Raw genomic sequence first — 19,508 nt, 5'->3', positions numbered from 1 at the left:
CGTTTGCTGGCAGGTTTTGACGGTTGGAGGTTGTTGTTTCGGGCTTGCGGAAGCAACCTAAGTGCCAAGCGTATTGATGCACCGCTTTGAGCTGGGGAAACGAAAAGCGTGTCGATTAGTGCCGAGGCTGTGCGTCCGTGCAGCAACCTCAAACCGTCAAAACCTGCCAAGAATCGCAAGTTTTCGAGCGCAGCCCGCCCCGCGGACGCACGGGGTGCCGCATCCCTCCCAACGTGCGTGCCCCCATCCCGCGCCCGCGCGCTTACGCGCGGGATCGTCGTGCCGTGCGTTTTCGACGTGCTTTGCGGCGGCGGCAAACGACCGTGTTAAAATAACCAGTTGCTGTTGCGCCGCAGCCTTGCTCGCGCAGACGGCACATGCAGGCGCCCGCATCATCCGCGGAGCGCGCCGACCATCCGGCCGACGAGGCATCATGCGCCGCGCGGCCCCGAGAACAAAGGAAGCACCATGTCAAAGGGAACCTACTCGTTCACCACTCCGATCTACTACGTAAACGCAGCCCCGCATTTGGGCACGGCCTACGCTACCATCGCGCCGGACACCGTTGCGCGCTATCAGCGCATGAACGGCTACGACGTGGCGTTCGTGACGGGCATGGACGAGCATGGCCAGAAGGTGGCCGATACGGCGGCGGCCAAGGGCATGACCCCGCAGGATTGGTGCGACTCCATGGAGCCGGCGTTTCGCGATGCATGGGATATGCTGGATATCACGTACACCGATTTCGTGCGCACCACCGAGCCGCGCCATGCGCGTTCCGTCAAGAAGTTCTGGCAGGAGCTTTTCGACAAGGGCTGGTGCTACAAGGGCAGCTACGAGGGCTGGTACTGCGTGCACGAGGAAACGTACTACGCCGAGAGCGACCTTGAGAAGAACGAGGAAGGCGCGTTCGTCTGCCCCGATTGCAAGCGCCCCGTGCAGAAGGCGGGCGGCGAGGAGAACTGGTTCTTCAAGCTGTCCGAATTCCAGGAGCCGCTGCTCAAGTTCTACGAGGAGCATCCGGATTTCATCCGCCCCGAAACGCGCAGGAACGAGATCGTGTCGTTCGTGGCCGGCGGCCTGAAAGACCTGTCCATCAGCCGTTCCACGTTCGATTGGGGCGTGCCGCTGCCGTTTGACGAAAGCCACGTGGCGTACGTGTGGGCCGACGCGCTGATCGCGTACCTCACGGGCATCGGGTACGCCGACGACGAACGCTCCGACGAGTTCGAGCAGCGCTGGCCCATGCAGTACCATTTCGTGGGGAAGGACATCACGCGATTCCACTGCGTGATCTGGCCCGCCATGCTCATGGCCGCAGGACTGCCCATCACGCATACCGTGTTCGGGCACGGCTTCCTGCTGACCAAGGGCGAGAAGATGTCGAAGTCTCGCGGCAACGCCCTCAAGCCGGCCGATCTGGTAAAGGTGTTCGGTGTGGACGCGTACCGCTACTATTTCATGAGCGACGTCCAGTTCGGCAGCGACGGCTCCATTTCCATGGAGCGCATGGTGCAGGTGTACAACGCCGATCTGGCGAACACGTGGGGCAACCTGTGCAGCCGCGTGTTCAACATGACGAAGAAGTACTTCGACTCGAAGGTTCCGGAGGCACCGGCGTTCGCTGCGGAAAACCCGCTGCGCGAGATCTCCGACGAGCTGTATGCCGAATACGACGCGTGCATGTCCCAGGTTGACTTCACCGGTGCGGCGGCTGCGGTGCAGAAGCTTGCCGGTCGCGTGAACCTGTACGTGGAGGAGTCCGCGCCGTGGAACCTGGCGAAGTCCGAAGAGACGGCTGACCAGCTGAAAGCCGTTATCTACAATGCGCTCGAGGCCATTCGCATCATCGCGCTGTACATGGCTCCGTTCATGCCGAACACGTCGGCCGAGGTGTTCCGTCGCTTGAGTTTGGGCGACATCACGGCCGTGACCGACATCGAAGCCGCTACGGCATGGGGCCAGCTTCCCGCCGGCAACCAGGTGGAGATCGGCGATCCGCTGTTCCCGCGCTTGGATATGGACTCTATCGATCTGAATATGGAATAAGCGCGTTTCGCCGGCCGCCGGGTCGGCGGAACCACCCGACGCTGCGGTACGTTCTCGCACGAAGATCACGCGCGGGAGCGTACCTCGCTGACCTGGGGAGAACCTGCAAGAAAGAAAGGGCCTGCCCATGACCGACGAACGACAAGAACCCGTTTTCGACGACCCGCTGTTTCGTCAGAAGCGCAAGCATGGAACGTACCGCGTGGTAGAAGCGCCGCAGCTGGAGGCCGAGGTGGCCGATACGCACGTGCATTTGCAGCTGTTGCCCGACCCGTCGCTTGCGATCGCGCGCTGCGCCGCGCACAAGGTGGGCTTCCTTTGCACGATCGTCGATGCGTTCGAGGACGGGTCGACCACGTTCGATCGTCTGAATTCGTGGCGCTTCGAAGCGGCTGCCGCTGCGAAGCGTTTCACGGGATGGACTTGAAGCGATCCGTTTCCGCGCGTGCCGCGGATTCGCATTGCAACGGGATGCCATCCCCATAACGCGCGGTACTACGACGACGGGTTGGAAGCCGATCTGCGCGCGCGACTGGCCGATCCTCGCGTGTGCGCCGTCGGCGAGATAGGGCTGGACTTCCATTACGATTTCTCGCCGCGCGAAGATCAGCGCCGTGCGTTTCGCCGTCAGGTTCGCCTGGCGAAAGAGGCGGGGCTTCCCGTTGTGCTGCACGTGCGCGAGGCTCACGACGAGGCGCTTGCCCTCATGCGCGAAGAGGGCTTCCCTGCGGCGGGGACGCTGCTCCACTGCTTCAATTTGGGGTGGGACGTGCTGGAGCCGTGGGTCGAAGAGGGGTGCTATGTGGCCTTTGGCGGGCCGCTCACGTTCAAGAACGCCGACGACGTGCGCGATGCCGCCTCTCGCGTTCCGGAGAATCGCCTGGTCACCGAAACGGACGCTCCGTACATGACGCCTGAGCCCATGCGCGGCATGACCTGCGGTCCCGAGCACGTCATCTTCACCGCAGAGCGCATGGCGCAGGTGCGCGGGTGCGAGCCGGGGCAAGACCGCGCGACGCTTCTTGAGCGCATGATGGAAAACGCGCGCGATCTGTTGGATCGCCCTGCAACGGCGTGGCAGAAGGCGGCGTCCGAAGCTCGAGCAGCCGGTTCCGCAGGTGCTGCCTTGTCGCGCGAAGGGTTGTGATGCACGTGAATCGCCTGATTATATGCGGGTCTCCGCGCGCGCGAGGTCGTAGCGCGGCCTTGTGCGAGGCGATTCGGTGGGCGTACGAGGATGCGTGCCCCGACGATCGCGTCGACGTGGTCATGCTGTCCGACGTGCATATCGCGCCGTGCACGGGGTGCGATGTGTGCAGGCGAAACGTGCCCGGGCGCGACGAGCTGTACTGCATCATCGCCGACGACATGGTGCGCGTTCGCCGGCTGCTCAACGAGTGCGATCAGCTTGTCGTGGTGACGCCGGTGTACTTTGCCGGGGTCCCCGCGCAGTTCAAGGCGTTTCTCGATCGGCTGCAACCTTACTTTTGGACGAATCGCCGTCAAGAGCGGAAGCGCCCCGCTGACCTGCACGTGATGGGGGAGGGCGGCGATCCGCACGGATTCGGCCCGCTTGTGGGCACCGTGCGATCGGCTTTGGCCGTGGCGGGGCTTCGGCTGGATACGGTGCATGATTGGGTGGGCCTTATTCCGCCTGATGGCAGCGTGCCCGAAGGTACTGACGTTTTGACGGGCGGGCGCGTGCACCCCGCTTCGGCTTACACGTGCTCGGGCCCCGATGGCGTCCATCCGCGTGCGGTCGAGCCGCGCGCCGAAACTGCGACAGGAGATTCGCTATGACCAAGCTTTCGCCTTTGGCGAGCGTGGCTGAAACGCGTGCGGTTCTGGAAGCGCACGGCTTGACGACCAAGTACTCGCTTGGCCAGAACTTCCTCATCAACGACGCTATCCTGCAAAAGATCGTCGCGCTGTCCCAGGTGTCCGAAAGCGACGACGTGTTGGAGGTGGGCCCCGGAATCGGGACGCTTACCATCGCTTTGCTGAAGCATGCGGGGCGCGTCGCGTCGGTCGAGCGCGATGCGGATCTGCCTGCCGTGCTGGCGGAAACGCTTGCGCCCTGGGCGGACCGCTTTACGCTGATCAGCAAGGATGCGCTTGATTTGCGCACCGAGGACTTGCCGTTTTCCCCGACCAAGCTGGTAGCGAATCTTCCGTATGCGGTTGCCGCCACCGTGGTGCTCGATTACTTCGAGGGCTTTGCGTCGCTGGAAAGCGCCACCGTTATGGTGCAGAAGGAAGTCGCCGACCGCATGGCGGCGCAGCCCGGCACCAAAACGTACGGCGCGTACACCGTCAAGCTGCGCCTGTACGCGGAGCCGGCGGGTCGTTTTGCGGTGGGGCCGGGCAACTTCTTCCCGCCTCCGCGCGTGGAAAGCGCGGTCCTGCGGCTCGATCGTCGTCCCGTGTTCGACGAGGCCGGCGATCCGCTTGACGCCGCCGCCCTCAAGGCTGCTGCCGTGATGGCGGACGCATCGTTCGCGACGCGCCGCAAGACCATAGCGAATTCGTGCAAGACGTATTTCGGCGGGCGCGGTGCCGAGGGGGCGCGCGTGATCGAGCGCCTGCCCGAACTGCTTGATCATGCCGGCATCGACCCCAAGCGTCGTGGAGAAACCCTTGACCTGCCCGAGTTCATTAAGCTGGGAGCTGCTTTGCAGCAAATCGTTTAGGGGCGAAGCGGGGAGGCGGAGCCCGTGAGCCAGGGGAGACGCCTCGCCGGCGCAGCGCTCTTGCCTTGTTGCGGGCGGGCCAACGACCCGCCCATTTCTCGCGTCTTAGGCTGCGTTCTTGAAAGCTTGCAGCAGCTTTTTCCTGAGCGCCTTGCCTTTTCCGCATTTGGGGTTTGCGAGCGGACATGACTTTTTGCAACAAGGGCATGTCCGCCCCTCAATCGGACTTCCGCTTTTTTTCGCGGAAGCCTTCTTGCTTTTCTCGACGGCCTTCGCGGACTTTTTCTTCTTGGCGGCTTTCTTCTCCTGATCGCGTTTCTTTCCCATGGTGCTTCCTGCTCGTCCTCGTCCTTATATGATGCCAATAAAGTAGCATATAAGGACGAAGCTTGTGAACGAGCAAAACGAAAGCGACATAGTTTACCTAAGAAAACATTGCGTAGAGCACGCGAGCGATTCTGCATGAAAAAGGTTGTAAGGGGCTGAAAACATGCGAATTAAGGGGGATTCGTGCAGATTTCCCTCTGTATTGACTGTAATGGTATAATTTTAATTTGTTATCTCTGTATATAGCATAAGCGAGAAAGAGTGAGCATGGATTTAGCGAAACAAGCCAAAATCGTCGACTCCATTCATGATACGTTACATGACTTCGTCGGTCAACGCCTAAAAGTGCGCGCCAACATGGGCCGCTCCAAGATTGTTGAGAGCGAAGGCGTGCTCATGCAGGTGCACCCTCAGTTGTTCATCCTGGAGGTCGATCGCAAGCGCGGGCGCACCGCTCGTCAGTCCTACCAGTACGTTGACGTTCTAACCGGCATGGTTGAGCTTTCCCAGAACGGCGAGCCGCTGTTCGAGCCCTTCGTGCCCGAGGCCGAAGGCGCCGTTTCCGAGGTTAGCCCCGCTGAGGGAGAGAAAGTACTTTCCTAGCCTTTTGGCATACTTATAGAGAAGGCGGGCACCGTGCGAACGGGCCCGCCTTTCGTTTCGAGTCGCTTGACGCTTGGCCTACGCTTCGATCACGTTGCCTTCGGCGTTGACGAAGTACGCGGCAAGGATGGCGGGATGCTTGCGAGCGAAAGCGCATCCGCGCTCTATGCCCAGCGCCAGCAGCGTGGTCGAGTATCCTTCGGCGTCAATCGATCGGCGCGCGAGCACGGTTGCGCCCGCTGCGTCGGTTTGGACGGGGTACCCTGTTTCCGGGTTCAGGATATGATGGTACAGCGCGCCGTTCCGGGTGAAGCACCGCTCGTACACGCCGCTTGTTACTGCGGAAGCTTCCCTGATCGCAACAGCTCCTACCAGTGCATGCTTGTCGCGTGGGTCTTGCAACCCGATGCGCCAAGGGCTTCCGTCCGGCTTTTGCCCGTGCGCAACCACGTTGCCGCCTAAATTCACGATGAACGATTCAAGGCCGTGCGATGCTAGGAGTTCCGCCAGGCGATCGGCTATCCATCCCTTGGCTATTCCGCCTACGTCCACTGCCGCTTGCGGGTCGTCGAGCCGTGCTTCCCAGCCGCCGTCCGTTTGCTCCACGTGCACGCCGCGCCAATTCACATGGGAAAGGGCTTCCTCCAAGGCTATTTGATCAGGTATGACGCCCTTGTGGAAGTTCCAGAGGCGCACTGCAGCCCCCATGGTGATGTCGAACCGCCCTTCGCTGTCCGCGCAGTAGCGCAAAGCTTCGTTCAGAAGCTGGGCAGTATCGGCTCCAATGGGCGTCGACGCCCCCTCGGCAGCGTTGAGGCGCGCTATGTCCGAATGGGGAAGCGTGCGCGACAGCGATCGCTCGAACGAGCGGCAGGCAGCGCGCGCGTCTTCGAACGCGGTGCGGCATCGATCGGGGTCGGCGTAGGCTTGCAACGTGACGACGGTGTTGAACGCATAGAACCGATGCGTCATCATTCCGGTGTCGCTGGGGCCGTGCGTTTCGTGCTCGTGCTCGAGCGGTATCGCGTCGCGCTTGGGCGCGCCTGTTTCGAAAGTATCCATGCGCACAGTATACGGCAAAGCCCTTCACCGGGACGTTCGCTTCCTGCGGCAAGGAGCTTCCCGGACTTTTTGCAGACTGCTGCCTGATAGGAACAGCAAGCGGAACTTTCTTGTGCGGTTGCGACTGCGACTCGCCTTGGAGCTAGTCTTGCGGCTCTGAGGTGGAAACGTTCTGGCGGGCAATGCTGGATTGCTCGCTGATGGCGCGCACCACGTCGTCTCTCAGCGAGGGCACGTCGTCGGTCGAGTCCGCGGTGTCGAAAAGCGACGCGATGGCTTGCGAGAGTTCGATGATGCGGAGGTTCAGCTCGCGATCTGAAGATGTTCCCATAATCGTTTCCTTCCTTCTTTCGCTTGGCTTGTCGTCAATGATGCTCGGGCATGGCTTGCGGTTTTCTTCTTAGGCGCGTGACGATGCCAAGCAGGTAGCGCTCTGCTTGGAGCATCGCTTTGTTGGCATTGCCGCTTGCGTGCACGAAGCAAAGTGGGATGGAGATAAGATCTTCGGGTGCAAGGGGCAGCGCAACGGCGTTCGGATAGAGTTCTTGCAAGGCTGGATCGTCGATGACGAACACCGCACCGTGCTCTTTGTCGAGAAAGCGCCGATGGGCCTCAACGAACGGTTCGAGCATAGTGTAGCTTGGCTCGACGTTCTTCGCGCGAAGGTGGTCGGCTATGACGCCTTGGCAGTACCTGATGTCTTCCGGGGCCGCTAAAGGGGTTTTCCGAAGGTCCTCAAGGTGAATCGCGCTTCTTGATGCAAGCGGATGGTTTTGCGACACCATCAGGGACGGCTGAACGGAATGCAGCTTTATGCAAGTGATGTTCGGCTTGGTCACGCGGCCGAGGATGACGGCGCCGTCGATGAGTCCTTCTTCGACGGCGGACAATCCCGTGCTGCCCGCGTTGAACGACAAAGACAGCTTTATCTGGGGGTACGACGCGTTGAACGCCGAAAAGTCTTGGACGTGCAGCACGTTCCCTCGGCAGGGCGAGCACGCCACGGACACCGCTGCCCGGCCTTCTTTCGATTGCCCGGCTGCGTGGTCTTTCGCGAGCGATTCCAGGTCCGCCAAGCAGCAGAGCACTTCCGATGCGCGTATGCAGAACAGGCGGCCGAACTCGGTGGGCTCGACGGCACGTCCCGTCTTTTCGCAAAGACATACGTGGAGTTCGCGCTCTAGGTCGCCAACGGCTTTGGAGATTGCTTGCGGCGTCACGAAAAGCTTCTTTGCAGCCATGGAGAAACTGCCGTATCGCACGGTGGTTACGAAGTATTCCAGCTGACTGATGTTCATGGACGTCGTTCTTTCGAAGGGTTGGCCTCTCTGGTTCGCTCAGGTACAAATTTATCATAAAACATTAAATTGCTGTGTAGTTTTGCGAGTAAATGGATTGAATAAAGCCCCAGATGATAGCCGTAATTTCAATACGTAACCCCCGGATTACATATTGAAGCTAATTATCATATATCAATTGTATTGCTTGCAACATTTGATTGATCGTTGGTACGTTTTGTTCTTTTGGGGCAAGGGGGCCGCCACCATAATGCTTGACGTAAGCGATTCGACTGCGACGAGGAGCGTGTATGAAATTCGCCGAGGGTGTTGTTTCGTTCGAGTTTGCGGGAGTGACGCTTGTGGGGTGTCTTTCGACGGGGTATGTGATTGGCCTGGACGAGGCGGGCGCGGGCGTTTGCGCGCGCATGTTCAAGGAAAACGTGCCGGTGGAAGACGTTTCCGCTGTCGATCCTCTGCTGCTTGAGCACTTGGTCAAGGGAGGGTTCTTCCAGGAGGCCGTTGCGTCCGAGCGCGTGCTTTCCGCCTATCTTCACGTTACGCAACGCTGCAATTTGACGTGCGCTGGGTGCTATTCCTTGGATGATCAGCGCAATGCGCTTGACGATGCTCCTCTTGCCGATGTTTTGCGCGGCGTGGACGAGCTGGCTGTCGCCGGCGCATCGAGGTTGGTTGTTTCGGGTGGCGAACCGTTTTTGCGCGACGATCTTCCCGCTATTGTCGAGCATGCGAAGCGAGCGTGCGGCTTGGCGTCGGTGACGGTGCTTTCCAACGGAACGTGCATGTCCCGTGCCGCTTTGGAGCGCATGGCGCCTTTTGTCGACTGCGTGTCCGTATCGTTCGATGGATGTTCTGAGGGCTCGCGGGCGTACATTCGTGGAAAGCAGCGTTTTTCCGAGCTGGTCGAAGCGGTGCGCATGGTGCGCGAAGCGGGCATCGCCGCGCATATTATCCCGACGGTTCATGCGCGCAACGTGAACGATCTTGCCGATTACGTGAGGCTGTCCAAGGATTTGGGAGCAACGCTCAACTTCAGCCTGCTTACCTGTGAGCCATCCGACGAGGTTTTGGGAGGCTTGCTGCCGGGGGATGAAGAGCTGCGCATGCTGGGTCGCTCTTTGCTGACGCTCGGAGAAGGCAAGCCGATTCCCGCCATGGACGCGCCGGTGGGGATGAGCCTGTCGGTTCGTCGAAACTGTGGGGCTGGATACAATACGCTGAGCATTGCCGCCGATGGGACGATATACCCTTGCCACATGCTGCATCGTGGCGAATATGCGATGGGCAATGCGTTTTCCGGATCGGTGGCCGAGGCGCTCAGGTCAAACGTGTCGCGGATGTTCCGCATGCTCGACGCGGCGGAGTTCGAGGACTGCGGAGCGTGCCGCTATGTGCGAATCTGCGGGGGTGGCTGTCGGGCCCGCTCGCTGTTCGAATCGGGCGATTTGGAATCGAAGGATTCCTATTGCCTGATGACCCAGGCGTTTTACGATGCCTTGGGTCGAGCCATGTCCGAGTCCATTCAGGGAAGGAGGTAGGCCCATGCTGTTTTATAGCGATGTCGATCCGAAAGCGATCTGCTATCCTATTGGCATTAACGGTTCTTGCTTTGCAATAGGCATTTAGATCGGTTGGCGGGGAGGGTTCTCCCCGCCTTCTTAAGTTGCCGCGATCGAGATGTGCGATCGGCGCAGAGCTTGCACCGTCGTGATTTGTTTTCGGAAGGGGATGTGGGCATGTTCGGCGGTGAGCCTCTATCGGTGGAAGATTCTTTGGCCAGGACGGGCAGGGTGTGCAAGACGATCAGCTTGCTCATGAAGGTTGTTTTCGTGTTGCTTTGCGCGTGGTGGCTGGCTTCTGCGAGCGTGATGGCTTTCTCACTGATCGTTCCGGGCTTTTACGATTACGCGGTCACCTTCCCGTTTTTTCTGGTGTACATTGCCTCTTCGGCGGCGATGGCCACGGTTTGCGTGACGCTTATCAAGGTGTTTTCGGACGCATCGAAAGGTCGGTCTCCTTTTACCATGCTTCAGGTTCGCCGTCTGAGGGTTGTGTCGGCGTTCTTCCTGGTATACGCTGTGCTTGAGGTTGTGCTTACCAGCGTTGTCCCATTCATGGCGGGCGGCGTTGACGAAGGCTTTGTTCCCACGTTGAACCTTTTTCCCTTTGTTGCTTCGGCGGTCATCTTCGCTTTTTCGTTTGTGTTCAAATACGGCGTACTTCTTCAGGAATTCTCGGACGAAACCATATAGGTGGATACATGCCAGTTGTCCTTACACTTAATAGCGTTATGGCGGACCGGGGCATTTCGCTGAACGATCTGGCGGATAAGGTCGGCATTACTAACGTGAACTTGTCTCGCATCAAGACGGGCAAGGTGAAGGCCATGCGGTTTTCGACGTTGGGGATGTTGTGCGAGGTGCTGCAGTGCCAACCTGGCGATATCCTTTCGTATATGTCGGACGAAGAGTATCGGGTCGAGTTCGGCGTCGATCCCTCCGATGATGGGTACGCTGAGCCTTGACGGATTCGGTCCTGGGCCCCGTTCGTGTACATTTTGCAGAGTGCCGCAAAATGCCATTTGACAAATGGGCCCGATACGGGCAAAATGTTGCCTCGCGCGATAAGCGCACATGCCGTGGGGATGTAGCTCAGCTGGGAGAGCATCACGTTCGCAACGTGGGGGTCGTGGGTTCGAATCCCATCATCTCCACCACGGAATTTTGATCGGGGCGAGCCCAATGGCTTCGCCCCGATTTTCGTATGGAGTGCTTTGTAGGCGACATTGAATCTTGGTAGATTGCTTTTAGCTGGACTGGTCGAAAGGCCCGGGTTCGTTCTGCGGCGGGGGAGATCTTTCGCCATCTTTATGCTTTCCGAAGGTTTTTGCATATCCGAGTTATCAAATTAGTAATCATTTTGTTATTGCAGCTTGATTTTCATTTTTTGCCAATCCATTCTATTAGCAATCTATACTTTGATCGATACAGGGTATCGACGTGTAGCTTATTATGATGATGGGAATTGGTGGTTGTACAAAGGTGGCCTTATGAAACTCGAACCTTTCTATTGCGACATGCATATCCATACGTACTCAGATGCGAACAAGCGAGAAAATGCGACCTATGATGCCTCAATGCTCATAGAGAAAGTTCGTCTGAATGCCAAGGGTAAGAAAATAATGATTTCTCTTACCGATCATAATGTGATTAATGGGGAAGCTTATAAAGAGGTATTGTCGAAATGTGACTCTGACCTTGTTTTGATCGTCGGCGTCGAACTACATGTATCCTCTAACGGCTCTAGGCCTTACCATGCCCATGCATACTTTGATGCCTCTCCATCTGATGAGGGATTTATAAATAGAATTAATCGCATCCTCGATTCGCTGTATCCCAATAAGCTTCCTGGGAAAGACGACCAGATTCCTACTTTGTCCCAGATCTTAAACGAGCTGCGTAAAGAAGAGTTCCTCTTCCTTCCTCATGGAGGACAATCTCACAGCACATTCGACAATGCGGTAGGCGAAGATGAACTGTGCGATGACCTAATAATGAGAAGCGTTTATTACAACACCTTCGACGGCTTTACGGCTCGCTCTAGCTCGAACGTCGAAAATACGGTAACCTATTTCGAAAAAATCGGAATCGCGCAGTTCACAAACCTTTTGACAGGATCTGACAACTACACTCCATCGGAATATCCGACTCCCAAAGCTGCGAAAGCTGACGCTTTTACACCAACATGGATTTATGCCGATCCGAGCTTTAATGGCCTGAGATTGGCATTGTCTGAGGAGTCTCGCCTGCGGTACGGTAATGTGCCTCCGGACATATACTCGACCCTTGTACCGTCGATCGAAAGGGCGCAACTCAAAAGCAAAAACATTGATTTAGACATATCTCTTTCCGCAGGCCTTAACGTTGTAATTGGTGGCTCATCTACGGGTAAAACTCTTCTTCTGGAAGCGATTGCTAGAACCACGAACGCCATCACGGATGAAGATAGGCACGAATGTTACGATAAGTTTGGGGTTGACGATATCGTACTTGATCGTAACGACAGCACAATCCCATATTATATTAATCAGAGTTATATTTCTAAAGTCGTAGACAAATCTGTTGACCATGAAACCATCGAGAGTATTCAGATACTAAAAGATGTGTTCCCTCAGGATCAGGATGCCTCGGATGGACTTGATGCCGATTTCGAGACGGTCAGAGCATTGGTGTCGAAATTGTTTGCCGCAGCAGAAAAGGTGCAGAATGCGGAATTAGCGCTCGGGCGACTTCGAACGCCCGAAGACCTTATTCTGAGCCAATCGCTAGACAGCAATCCTATAACCCTTATGCGGCTTGAACATGAACTTGAAGAGAAGCTTTCTTGGAAACCGCAAGTTGAGACGAAGTTAGAAAACGCGCTGTCCGAGGCGGAAGCTTTATTCGAGACTAATCCTTTACTTGAGTCTTTCAAGCGCGAGGCGGATTTGGTGAGGATTGCCATAGCCGAAGGCAAAAGGATCACCAAACTCAGTAGCGAAGTAAATTCTGTATTGAAAGATTTCGAGGAGCTATACTCCGCTACCGGGGAGTCAATGAAGCAGTCTGATAAACAGAAGAAAGATGACTTCAAATCTGTATTGAAGTCAATAACCGAACTGCGCGATGGACTAATTGATTTTGATTCCACGAAGGCTCGGCTGGTTAAACTGAATTTTCAAGCGACGCCGCGCACTGAGGAGCTTGCCGGTCATCACTTGAGTGTAATCTATTCATTCAGGATGTCTCCAGACGTTCTTCTCGCGGCGATCAACAGTGTGTTGAATAGCGATCACCGTTTCGACCGTTTTGAGGACGTTGCTGCAGAGAATTTGACAATTCGTAAGACCGACGGCAGAAAAAAGATAAAATCTATGTCCTCCTTTTCGAATGCCGTTACCGCAGCGCTTGAAAAAGAGAAAAAACGCACGTTCAGTATTATTACGGCAAATGGCGTAGACTGGGCCTTGTTGAGCGAGGGAAGAAAGACGGCGGTACTTCTCGACTTGATATTGAGCTTCAAAGGAAACACTGCGCCTTTGCTTATCGACCAGCCTGAAGACAACCTCGCATCCGATTACATTAACGGTGGACTATCGGGCGCGATCCGCGGAAGCAAAGCTACGAGGCAGACGATTGTGGTGACACATAACGCGACCATTCCAATGATGGCAGATGCTCAAACCGTTGTGCTTTGTCGTAGTGAAGGTGGCAAATTGATCGTTAGGTCGGCACCCCTGGAGGGAGTCATCGAAGGGAAGCGCGCATTGGATTGGATTGCGGATATCACTGATGGAGGAAAGCAATCTGTCCAGAAAAGGTTTAGGAAATACAACTTTAGAAAATTTGGTGATTAAAATGACTGTTAAACTTGATTTTTCTCGTTCGACTGATGGAAACTCTAGCGTAAAAATGACTTTAGGAGAGAACGAGCCGAAGGACTTCGAATACATCGCCTTCGTGAAGTATCTTTTCCATAATCAAGACGAACAACTCTTTATTTCGACGGACGATACCTATCTGCCCGAGCAAAAGCAGCAGCTTCAGAATATGGTTGGCAAAATCGAAGAAAAGGTAAAGGGTTTGACTCCTTCCACGACTGAAAACGGGGTAATTTAAGAATAGATTTTTTAGGATTCGGAGCTATTTTTTTAACCGTGAGTACATAGGCGCCGCGTTAGTCATATGCAGACTATGTTGCAGCCTTGCAAGCAGAAGGGCGCATCACCATTTTAGTTACTAAAGTAATTGTGATGGTATACGTACCTTTTGGGAGAGCATCACGTTCGCAACGTGGGGGTCGTGGGTTCGAACCCCTTCATCTCCACCACGGAATTTTGATCGGGGCGAGCCCAATGGCTTCGCCCCGATTTTTTCTCTTTCCGCATAGTGGGGAATCGTCGGCTTTCGGCTTAATTAAGGATTCCCGCCTTTAAGCTTTTTTCAGTCGGTCCAGGATGTCTTCCACCATTTTGGCATCTTGGATTTTCGTTATAGCGAAGCACTTCCTGCCGGCGTCCTTGAGCGATGCCCCGATGTGATATCCGATTGAATCGTCGATAATCAAGAATCGGTCGTGGAAGGCCCGAGTGTGGTGCACTTTCAATGCGGGATACTGAAAGTTGAACGTGTCGATGTCGGTTTGCGTCAACCTTGTATTGGGCAACGTATGGATGGTCACAGTCGCCCCCGTCGCTTTCTTAGCCAAGATGTTGAGCGTCGAAACGTCGACATAGCTGTCTATGAGCACGATCTTGTACTGGGCTTTCTGAATGAGTTCGACCAGAAGACTGAAAGCATCGAATAACTGACCATCGAAGAAAGCTTTCTGGGTTGTCTCAGGCGCGCTATCTATACAGGCAAAAACCTGGTCGAGCTTTTTGTCGGTCTCCTTCTGATATTCAAGCTGCCTCAGTTCTACTTGTCCGATACGTTCGAAAAGAGCCGCATTGTTTGCGAGGAATCGACGGGTCTCCACAAAGGCGTCCATGATGCGAATGCTCGTCTCGACTGCGATGTCGCTACGGAGAACTGCAGAAAGCATCGCGATCCCTTGTTCGGTGAACACATATGGAAGATAGCGCCTTCCTCCTCTTCCGTTTGAGGTCACAGTTTGTGACCTCAAACGTTCGTACTCTTCTGAGGTAAGCCGGAATCGGAATCTCTCGGGAAAGCGGTTTTCGTTACGCCTCACTGCTTGATTGAAAACCTTGGTTTCCACGTCATACAGCATTGCCAGATCACTATCTAGCATGACCTGCTGGTTTCGCATAACGTAGATGAGGCTCTTGACATCGATGGGGTCGAATGAAGTCAAAGCGATATCGTTGGTCGCTTTAGTTCCGCTGCTCATCTCAACGCCGTCGTTTTCCAAGGCCGTTCCTTTCAGAAGCCGGTAAAACGAGTATGCCTAAAAACAACAGCGCAATCAAGAGTGCCTCGAGCCCCTTCTTGTTCGAGGGATATGGTGGGTCGTTTTCAAGTCAAAGAACGAATTACCAATTAAGTTACTGAATTTTGATGATGCACGTACCTTCCGGGAGAGCATCACGTTCGCAACGTGGGGGTCGTGGGTTCGAATCTCATCATCTCCACCACGGAAATTAAATGCAGGTCGGGAAACCGGCCTGCATTTTTGATTTTCTGGACAGGGAGGGTGCGAAGCTGCGAGTGCATACGCACTCGCAGCGCAACCACGTCGCATGCGGCTTGCCCGATGCGACGCCCGTCGCCTTAGCTTCTCTTCTGCTCGTACATCCTGGAATCGGCCAGTTGAAGGACTTCTTCGAAGTTCGATCCTTCGGTCGGGAAGGTGGCGTAGCCGAAACTCAAGGCAATCGGCAATTCGGTCTGCCCGATGTCGACGCGTTCGCTGTTCAGGCTTTCCAGCTTGGAGCAGAACGCGCGAATCCCGTTTTCGCCGGACACGCCTCGAAGCACGATCGCAAGCTCGTCTCCACCCAGTCGGATAGCCAGATCGTCGCTGCGTATCATCGACTGTATCCTGTCGGCAACGCTGATCAGCAGCCTGTCGCCGGCATCGTGGCCGTAGGTGTCGTTGATGTTCTTGAAGTTGTCGAGGTCCAGGTAGAAGATCGTATAGGAACCGGAGCCTTCGGCTGTCAAGGATTCGAATTCCTTGAGCTTGCTCCTGTTGCCAAGCCCGGTCAGGTTGTCGACGAACGCCTCGTTGCGCGCGCGGTCTAGCTCGTCTTCCTTTCTTCTCAGGTACCTGAATCGCATGATGGACATAAGCAGGCCCGATAGGAACACGGTCAAAACGATGGCGCCTTCCAAGCTGTCCGGACGCTTTTCGATGTCAAGCTGCCAAAATCCGTTCGCCAGGGGAATCTTGACGGACACGGCGCCGCGCCCCGTATAGTTGCTGCTGGCCTCCATAAGCGTCTTTTCTCCTCCATTGACCGTGGCGCTCAACTCGTACTCGCATCCCAGCATGTCGACCGTTTCCAGGTCGATGGTTTCAAGCACGCTCCGAGTGTCCATCACAAGAGACACCATGCCCCAGAACTCTTCCGTTCCGTTTTCGTCCGGCAGAAACACTGCCTTTCTCAAAATCAACCCCGACCCCCCTTGGGTAAGCTCGTAGGGTCCGGATAGCACGGGCTCGCGGGTTTCCAGAGCGATCTCCGCTTCTTTTTTGCGCTCGGGCATTTCGAAAATGTTGTCGCCGATAGCGCTTTCGTTCCCTTCGCGGGGGAATACGTGCTCGACGATGCCATGGGGGAGAAACGAGATATTGCGCACTTCCGGTTGACGGGCTATGGGGTCGAGCAGGATTTCCAGTTCGTCGTCGGAAAGCGTATCGTAGCCGGATTCCACTACGGCTTCCGCAAGCTCGATCCCCAAGTAGGCTTGGCCAAGGGTACTCTCTATGCGGCCGCTGCCAAATTGCAGGAACGTTCCCAGGTCGCCCTGGTCCCTGTTTAGGAATCCGAGGGACAAGATAAGCACGACCAAGATGTCGATGGCCAGCATGGCAACCAGCGAAGCTGTCGAGTTTCTGATTCCTGCACGCATGGGGCTCCTATAGTTGAAGCAAGACCCGCTCGGGCGCAAACTCCTTAGACATGAGAAAGATATGCGCGTCACTCATAAGTCCATGATACCGCATAAACGGGTTGCGACATTGAGGATCGAAACCGCATCGGCATGAGGCTGACGCAGCATGTAAGGGTTTTTCCCTAATGCGCAAGGTGAAATCCCCGCAGTTGATCTTGGTATGCTCGCTTTATGTTGAGAAAGCTTGTATATTTTGTGGAGGAGAGATCGTCAGTCAAAGGGAGGAGATTTGTATGACTAAGGTCAAGAAGAACAAACTCGCTCTCTGGACCGCATCGCTATGCGCGTTTGGTATGGTCATGGGGCTGGTTGCATGTGCGCCCCAGGCTGCTACCGACGGCAAAGCGGACCAGAAAGAAGAGAGCAAGACGCAGAAGGTGGAAACGCCCGCTGCAGACGAGTTCGGGGTTGTCGTTGCTGATTCGTGGAAGGACATCTATCCCGATCAGTACAAGACGTACAAGGAAAACGATGCCAACTCGCCGGATTCCGGCAAGCATAACTATCTGGAGCTGTACCCGGCTCTGAACACCATGTACAAAGGTTATGCGTTCGCATTGGGCTACGACGAGGCTTCCAGCCACGTGTATTCGCTGAAGAGCGTGAAGGAAACTCCTCGTACCATCAAGAAAGAGCAGCTTGCCGGCTGCATCACGTGCAAGACGCCGCAGTTCACCGCCATGGTGAACGAAAAGGGCGAGGGCGTCTACAAGGAGAAGTTCAACGACATGATCGGTCAGTTCACCGAGCCGATCAGCTGCTACAACTGCCACGAGAACGATCCGTCTCAGATCAAGTTGACGCATTCGTACTGGGTTGACTCGCTGGGCAACGCCGCCAACGACGACAAGGCTGCCCCGCTGGGCGCCCAGGCGTGCGGCCAGTGCCACAACGAGTACTACTTCGATGGCGAGACCAAGGCCACCACGAACCCGTACACGGGCCTCGAGCAGATGACCCCCGACGCTATTCTGGCGTACTACGACGAGCGCAACTTCAAAGATTGGGAGCATGCTGACACGCTGGCCCCCATGCTGAAGGTGCAGCATCCTGAGTTCGAGACCATCTACGGCGGCAAGCAGACCACGATGGCCAAGAACGGCTACAGCTGCGGCGATTGCCACATGGGCACCGTCGAGGGCGAGAACGGCGAGTACACGTCTCACAACTGGACCAGCCCGCTCGAGAACAAGCAGCTGCTCGAGAACGACTGCAACAGCTGCCACAAGGATCTCAAGAAGCAGGTTGCCGATTGGCAGGCTGAAGAAGAAACTCGCGTGACGGCTATCAGCGAGAAGATCGAGGCTCTGACCAAGGGCATCGCCGAGAAGTACGCTGACGAGATCGCCGCCATGAAGGCTGCCAAGGAAGCAGGCACCGAGGTTCCCGCCGCTTCCGAGGAACTGGCCTCCTTGCAGAAGCTTCAGCGCAACGCTCAGTTCTACTGGGATTTCGTGATGGTCGAAAACAGCGAGGGCGCCCATAACCCCACGCTGACGTTCGAGACGCTTGACAAGGCCGAGAAAGCTGTCGACGAGGGGCTTGCGAAACTCGCATAACGCGACAGGGACGTTCTCTCCAACGTTTCTGAGGGCAGGGGAAGGGGGCGCATGCTTCCTTCCCCTGTTCCAGGGGAGCCGGATTTCGGTCGTGCGGGGTTACGCGAGGTTATGCAAAAAATTGAGCGAAAAAAGCCGAATCACACGAAAAATGGGGGCAATCCGGGCTAATTCCCCCCAAATGGGTGATAGGTTTTTTCCCGGTTGACCGGTAGTATGCATGTGGTAAAGTTCTTGTGTTTCCGTTTGGCATCGAAACGATGCTTCCCTAAACGGATGCAGACGGGATGCAAGAGACGAGTATGTTTGAAAGGGGGTTAAAGAGTATGAGCGAAGAGGAAACCAAAGTGGAAGCCGCCACCGAGGCAACTGAGGCTGATAACTCCACGACCAAGGAAGCCGCTCCTAAGAAAAAGGGAAAGAAGTGGCCGATCGTTGTGGGTGTCGTCGCGGTTGTTTTGATTGCAGCCGGTGCCGGCTTCTGGGTTTGGCATGAGCAGCCGAGCTTCTGCAACGCCATTTGCCATACGCCGATGGATCAGTACAACGCTACGTACGACCAGGAGCCGAACACGGCAGGCGTTGACAAGTGGGGCAACGAAGTGAAGAACACCAGCTCTATGCTGTGCGTGTCGCACAAGATGCCGACCGATCAGGGCGGCGCTGGCGCAACGTGCATGAGCTGCCACATTCCGACTATGTCGGAGCAGATGTCCGAAGGCATCAACTGGGTTACCGGCAACTACGTGTATCCGCTTGAGGAGCGCACGGGCGCCGATCTGGTTGAGGCTCGCGGTCTTGAGGCTGACCAGTTCTGCCTGAACGAGAGCTGCCACAACCTGACGCGCGACGATCTGGTGAAGGCTACGAGCGGCATGGAGTTCAACCCGCACGTGCCGCAGCATGGCGAGATCGAGTGCACCGAGTGCCATAAGGCACACCGTGCGTCGGTGATGTACTGCACGTCGTGCCACAGCGAGGCCGAGGTGCCCGAGGGCTGGCTGACGGTCGCTGAGGCGAAGAAGCTCCAGACGGCGTAAAGCTTTGCTTCGTACGCTCGCGTTTCGAGCGAACAATTGAATAGCACGAGGGAGCCCGCCTTAAGCGCAATGCGCTTGGACGGGCTCCTTTTGTCAAAGGTCCGAAGAACGAAATGGCTGGTCGCGGCACGTGCGAAGTACGCTTCGCATCGCGAGCGCGCACGCCGTGGACGGTTCGCATGGCAAGCTCTTGGATTTTGCCATGGCGCTCTTCGGAACTTTGAGACATTGCAGAAAACAGTACGGGAAACAGCATGAGGAG

General features: G+C 56.1%; 18 protein-coding genes and 1 tRNA gene. 14 read left to right on the top strand and 5 right to left on the bottom strand.

What is annotated here, in order from left to right; all coding sequences use genetic code 11:
• Positions 1-468: 468 nt before the first annotated feature.
• From metG to LQE90_RS07440, 6 genes are all read left to right on the top strand, one after another.
• Positions 469-2,049, top strand: a complete 1,581-nt coding sequence (metG, locus tag LQE90_RS07465) for a methionine--tRNA ligase (RefSeq protein ID WP_216529018.1) — start codon at positions 469-471, stop codon at positions 2,047-2,049.
• 127 nt (positions 2,050-2,176) lie between these two features.
• Positions 2,177-2,476 carry a nitrate ABC transporter substrate-binding protein gene (locus tag LQE90_RS07460; protein WP_114566484.1) on the top strand — a complete coding sequence of 100 codons (300 nt, stop codon included), beginning with the start codon at positions 2,177-2,179 and terminating at the stop codon, positions 2,474-2,476.
• An 18-nt stretch (positions 2,477-2,494) separates the two neighbouring features.
• Positions 2,495-3,196 (top strand): TatD family hydrolase, encoded by a 702-nt coding sequence (locus LQE90_RS07455; protein WP_216529019.1) that lies wholly within the window; start codon positions 2,495-2,497, stop codon positions 3,194-3,196.
• The gene (locus LQE90_RS07450) at positions 3,196-3,849 is read left to right on the top strand and encodes a flavodoxin family protein (protein WP_231088248.1); all 654 of its coding nucleotides are present in this window, start codon (positions 3,196-3,198) and stop codon (positions 3,847-3,849) included. The genes LQE90_RS07455 and LQE90_RS07450 overlap by 1 nt, the downstream gene beginning before the upstream one ends.
• A complete protein-coding gene (rsmA, locus tag LQE90_RS07445) occupies positions 3,846-4,739 on the top strand; it encodes a 16S rRNA (adenine(1518)-N(6)/adenine(1519)-N(6))-dimethyltransferase RsmA (protein ID WP_216529020.1) in 894 nt (297 codons plus the stop codon). Before LQE90_RS07450 ends, rsmA begins: the two co-directional genes overlap by 4 nt.
• Positions 4,740-5,333: 594 nt before the next feature.
• On the top strand, positions 5,334-5,669 hold the full coding sequence (locus tag LQE90_RS07440) for a Veg family protein (protein ID WP_114566488.1): 336 nt from the start codon (positions 5,334-5,336) through the stop codon (positions 5,667-5,669).
• Positions 5,670-5,747: 78 nt separating this feature from the next.
• On the opposite strand, the gene LQE90_RS07435 is transcribed toward LQE90_RS07440, so the two are convergent.
• The 3 genes from LQE90_RS07435 to LQE90_RS07425 form a co-directional block, all read right to left on the bottom strand.
• A complete protein-coding gene (locus LQE90_RS07435; protein ID WP_216529021.1) occupies positions 5,748-6,731 on the bottom strand; it encodes an FAD:protein FMN transferase in 984 nt (327 codons plus the stop codon).
• A 142-nt stretch (positions 6,732-6,873) separates the two neighbouring features.
• Positions 6,874-7,062 (bottom strand): phenylalanyl-tRNA synthetase subunit alpha, encoded by a 189-nt coding sequence (locus LQE90_RS07430; RefSeq protein ID WP_114566490.1) that lies wholly within the window; start codon positions 7,060-7,062, stop codon positions 6,874-6,876.
• 34 nt (positions 7,063-7,096) lie between these two features.
• Positions 7,097-8,029, bottom strand: a complete 933-nt coding sequence (locus LQE90_RS07425; RefSeq protein WP_216529022.1) for a LysR family transcriptional regulator — start codon at positions 8,027-8,029, stop codon at positions 7,097-7,099.
• Positions 8,030-8,319: 290 nt separating this feature from the next.
• Here LQE90_RS07425 and LQE90_RS07420 point away from each other — a divergent pair, with 290 nt between their 5' ends.
• The 6 genes from LQE90_RS07420 to LQE90_RS07395 all read left to right on the top strand — a co-directional run bounded on the left by LQE90_RS07420 (position 8,320) and on the right by LQE90_RS07395 (position 13,686).
• Entirely contained in the window at positions 8,320-9,567 is a 1,248-nt protein-coding gene (locus LQE90_RS07420) for a radical SAM/SPASM domain-containing protein (protein ID WP_216529023.1), read from the top strand.
• Positions 9,568-9,765: 198 nt separating this feature from the next.
• On the top strand, positions 9,766-10,281 hold the full coding sequence (locus LQE90_RS07415; RefSeq protein ID WP_231088247.1) for a DUF2975 domain-containing protein: 516 nt from the start codon (positions 9,766-9,768) through the stop codon (positions 10,279-10,281).
• A gap of 8 nt (positions 10,282-10,289) precedes the next feature.
• Positions 10,290-10,553 carry a helix-turn-helix domain-containing protein gene (locus LQE90_RS07410; protein ID WP_114566494.1) on the top strand — a complete coding sequence of 88 codons (264 nt, stop codon included), beginning with the start codon at positions 10,290-10,292 and terminating at the stop codon, positions 10,551-10,553.
• 116 nt (positions 10,554-10,669) lie between these two features.
• Positions 10,670-10,745: transfer RNA gene (locus LQE90_RS07405), tRNA-Ala, on the top strand.
• A 333-nt stretch (positions 10,746-11,078) separates the two neighbouring features.
• Positions 11,079-13,424 (top strand): hypothetical protein, encoded by a 2,346-nt coding sequence (locus LQE90_RS07400; RefSeq protein ID WP_216529025.1) that lies wholly within the window; start codon positions 11,079-11,081, stop codon positions 13,422-13,424.
• Positions 13,417-13,686 (top strand): hypothetical protein, encoded by a 270-nt coding sequence (locus LQE90_RS07395; RefSeq protein ID WP_216529026.1) that lies wholly within the window; start codon positions 13,417-13,419, stop codon positions 13,684-13,686. The genes LQE90_RS07400 and LQE90_RS07395 overlap by 8 nt, the downstream gene beginning before the upstream one ends.
• A gap of 313 nt (positions 13,687-13,999) precedes the next feature.
• Here the strand turns inward: LQE90_RS07395 and LQE90_RS07390 are convergent, their stop codons facing one another.
• The gene (locus LQE90_RS07390; RefSeq protein WP_216529027.1) at positions 14,000-14,941 is read right to left on the bottom strand and encodes an ORF6N domain-containing protein; all 942 of its coding nucleotides are present in this window, start codon (positions 14,939-14,941) and stop codon (positions 14,000-14,002) included.
• A 359-nt stretch (positions 14,942-15,300) separates the two neighbouring features.
• A complete protein-coding gene (locus tag LQE90_RS07385) occupies positions 15,301-16,605 on the bottom strand; it encodes a sensor domain-containing diguanylate cyclase (RefSeq protein ID WP_216529028.1) in 1,305 nt (434 codons plus the stop codon).
• A gap of 275 nt (positions 16,606-16,880) precedes the next feature.
• Here LQE90_RS07385 and LQE90_RS07380 point away from each other — a divergent pair, with 275 nt between their 5' ends.
• A complete protein-coding gene (locus LQE90_RS07380; protein ID WP_216529029.1) occupies positions 16,881-18,206 on the top strand; it encodes an ammonia-forming cytochrome c nitrite reductase subunit c552 in 1,326 nt (441 codons plus the stop codon).
• A 326-nt stretch (positions 18,207-18,532) separates the two neighbouring features.
• Entirely contained in the window at positions 18,533-19,246 is a 714-nt protein-coding gene (cgr1, locus tag LQE90_RS07375) for a cytochrome c-type protein Cgr1 (protein ID WP_114566505.1), read from the top strand.
• The last annotated feature ends 262 nt before the right edge of the window (positions 19,247-19,508 follow it).

The sequence above is a fragment of the Paraeggerthella hominis genome, from assembly GCF_021044775.1.
In the GTDB taxonomy this organism is placed as follows: domain Bacteria; phylum Actinomycetota; class Coriobacteriia; order Coriobacteriales; family Eggerthellaceae; genus Paraeggerthella; species Paraeggerthella hominis.
This window is presented reverse-complemented; position numbering and strand designations above follow the sequence as displayed.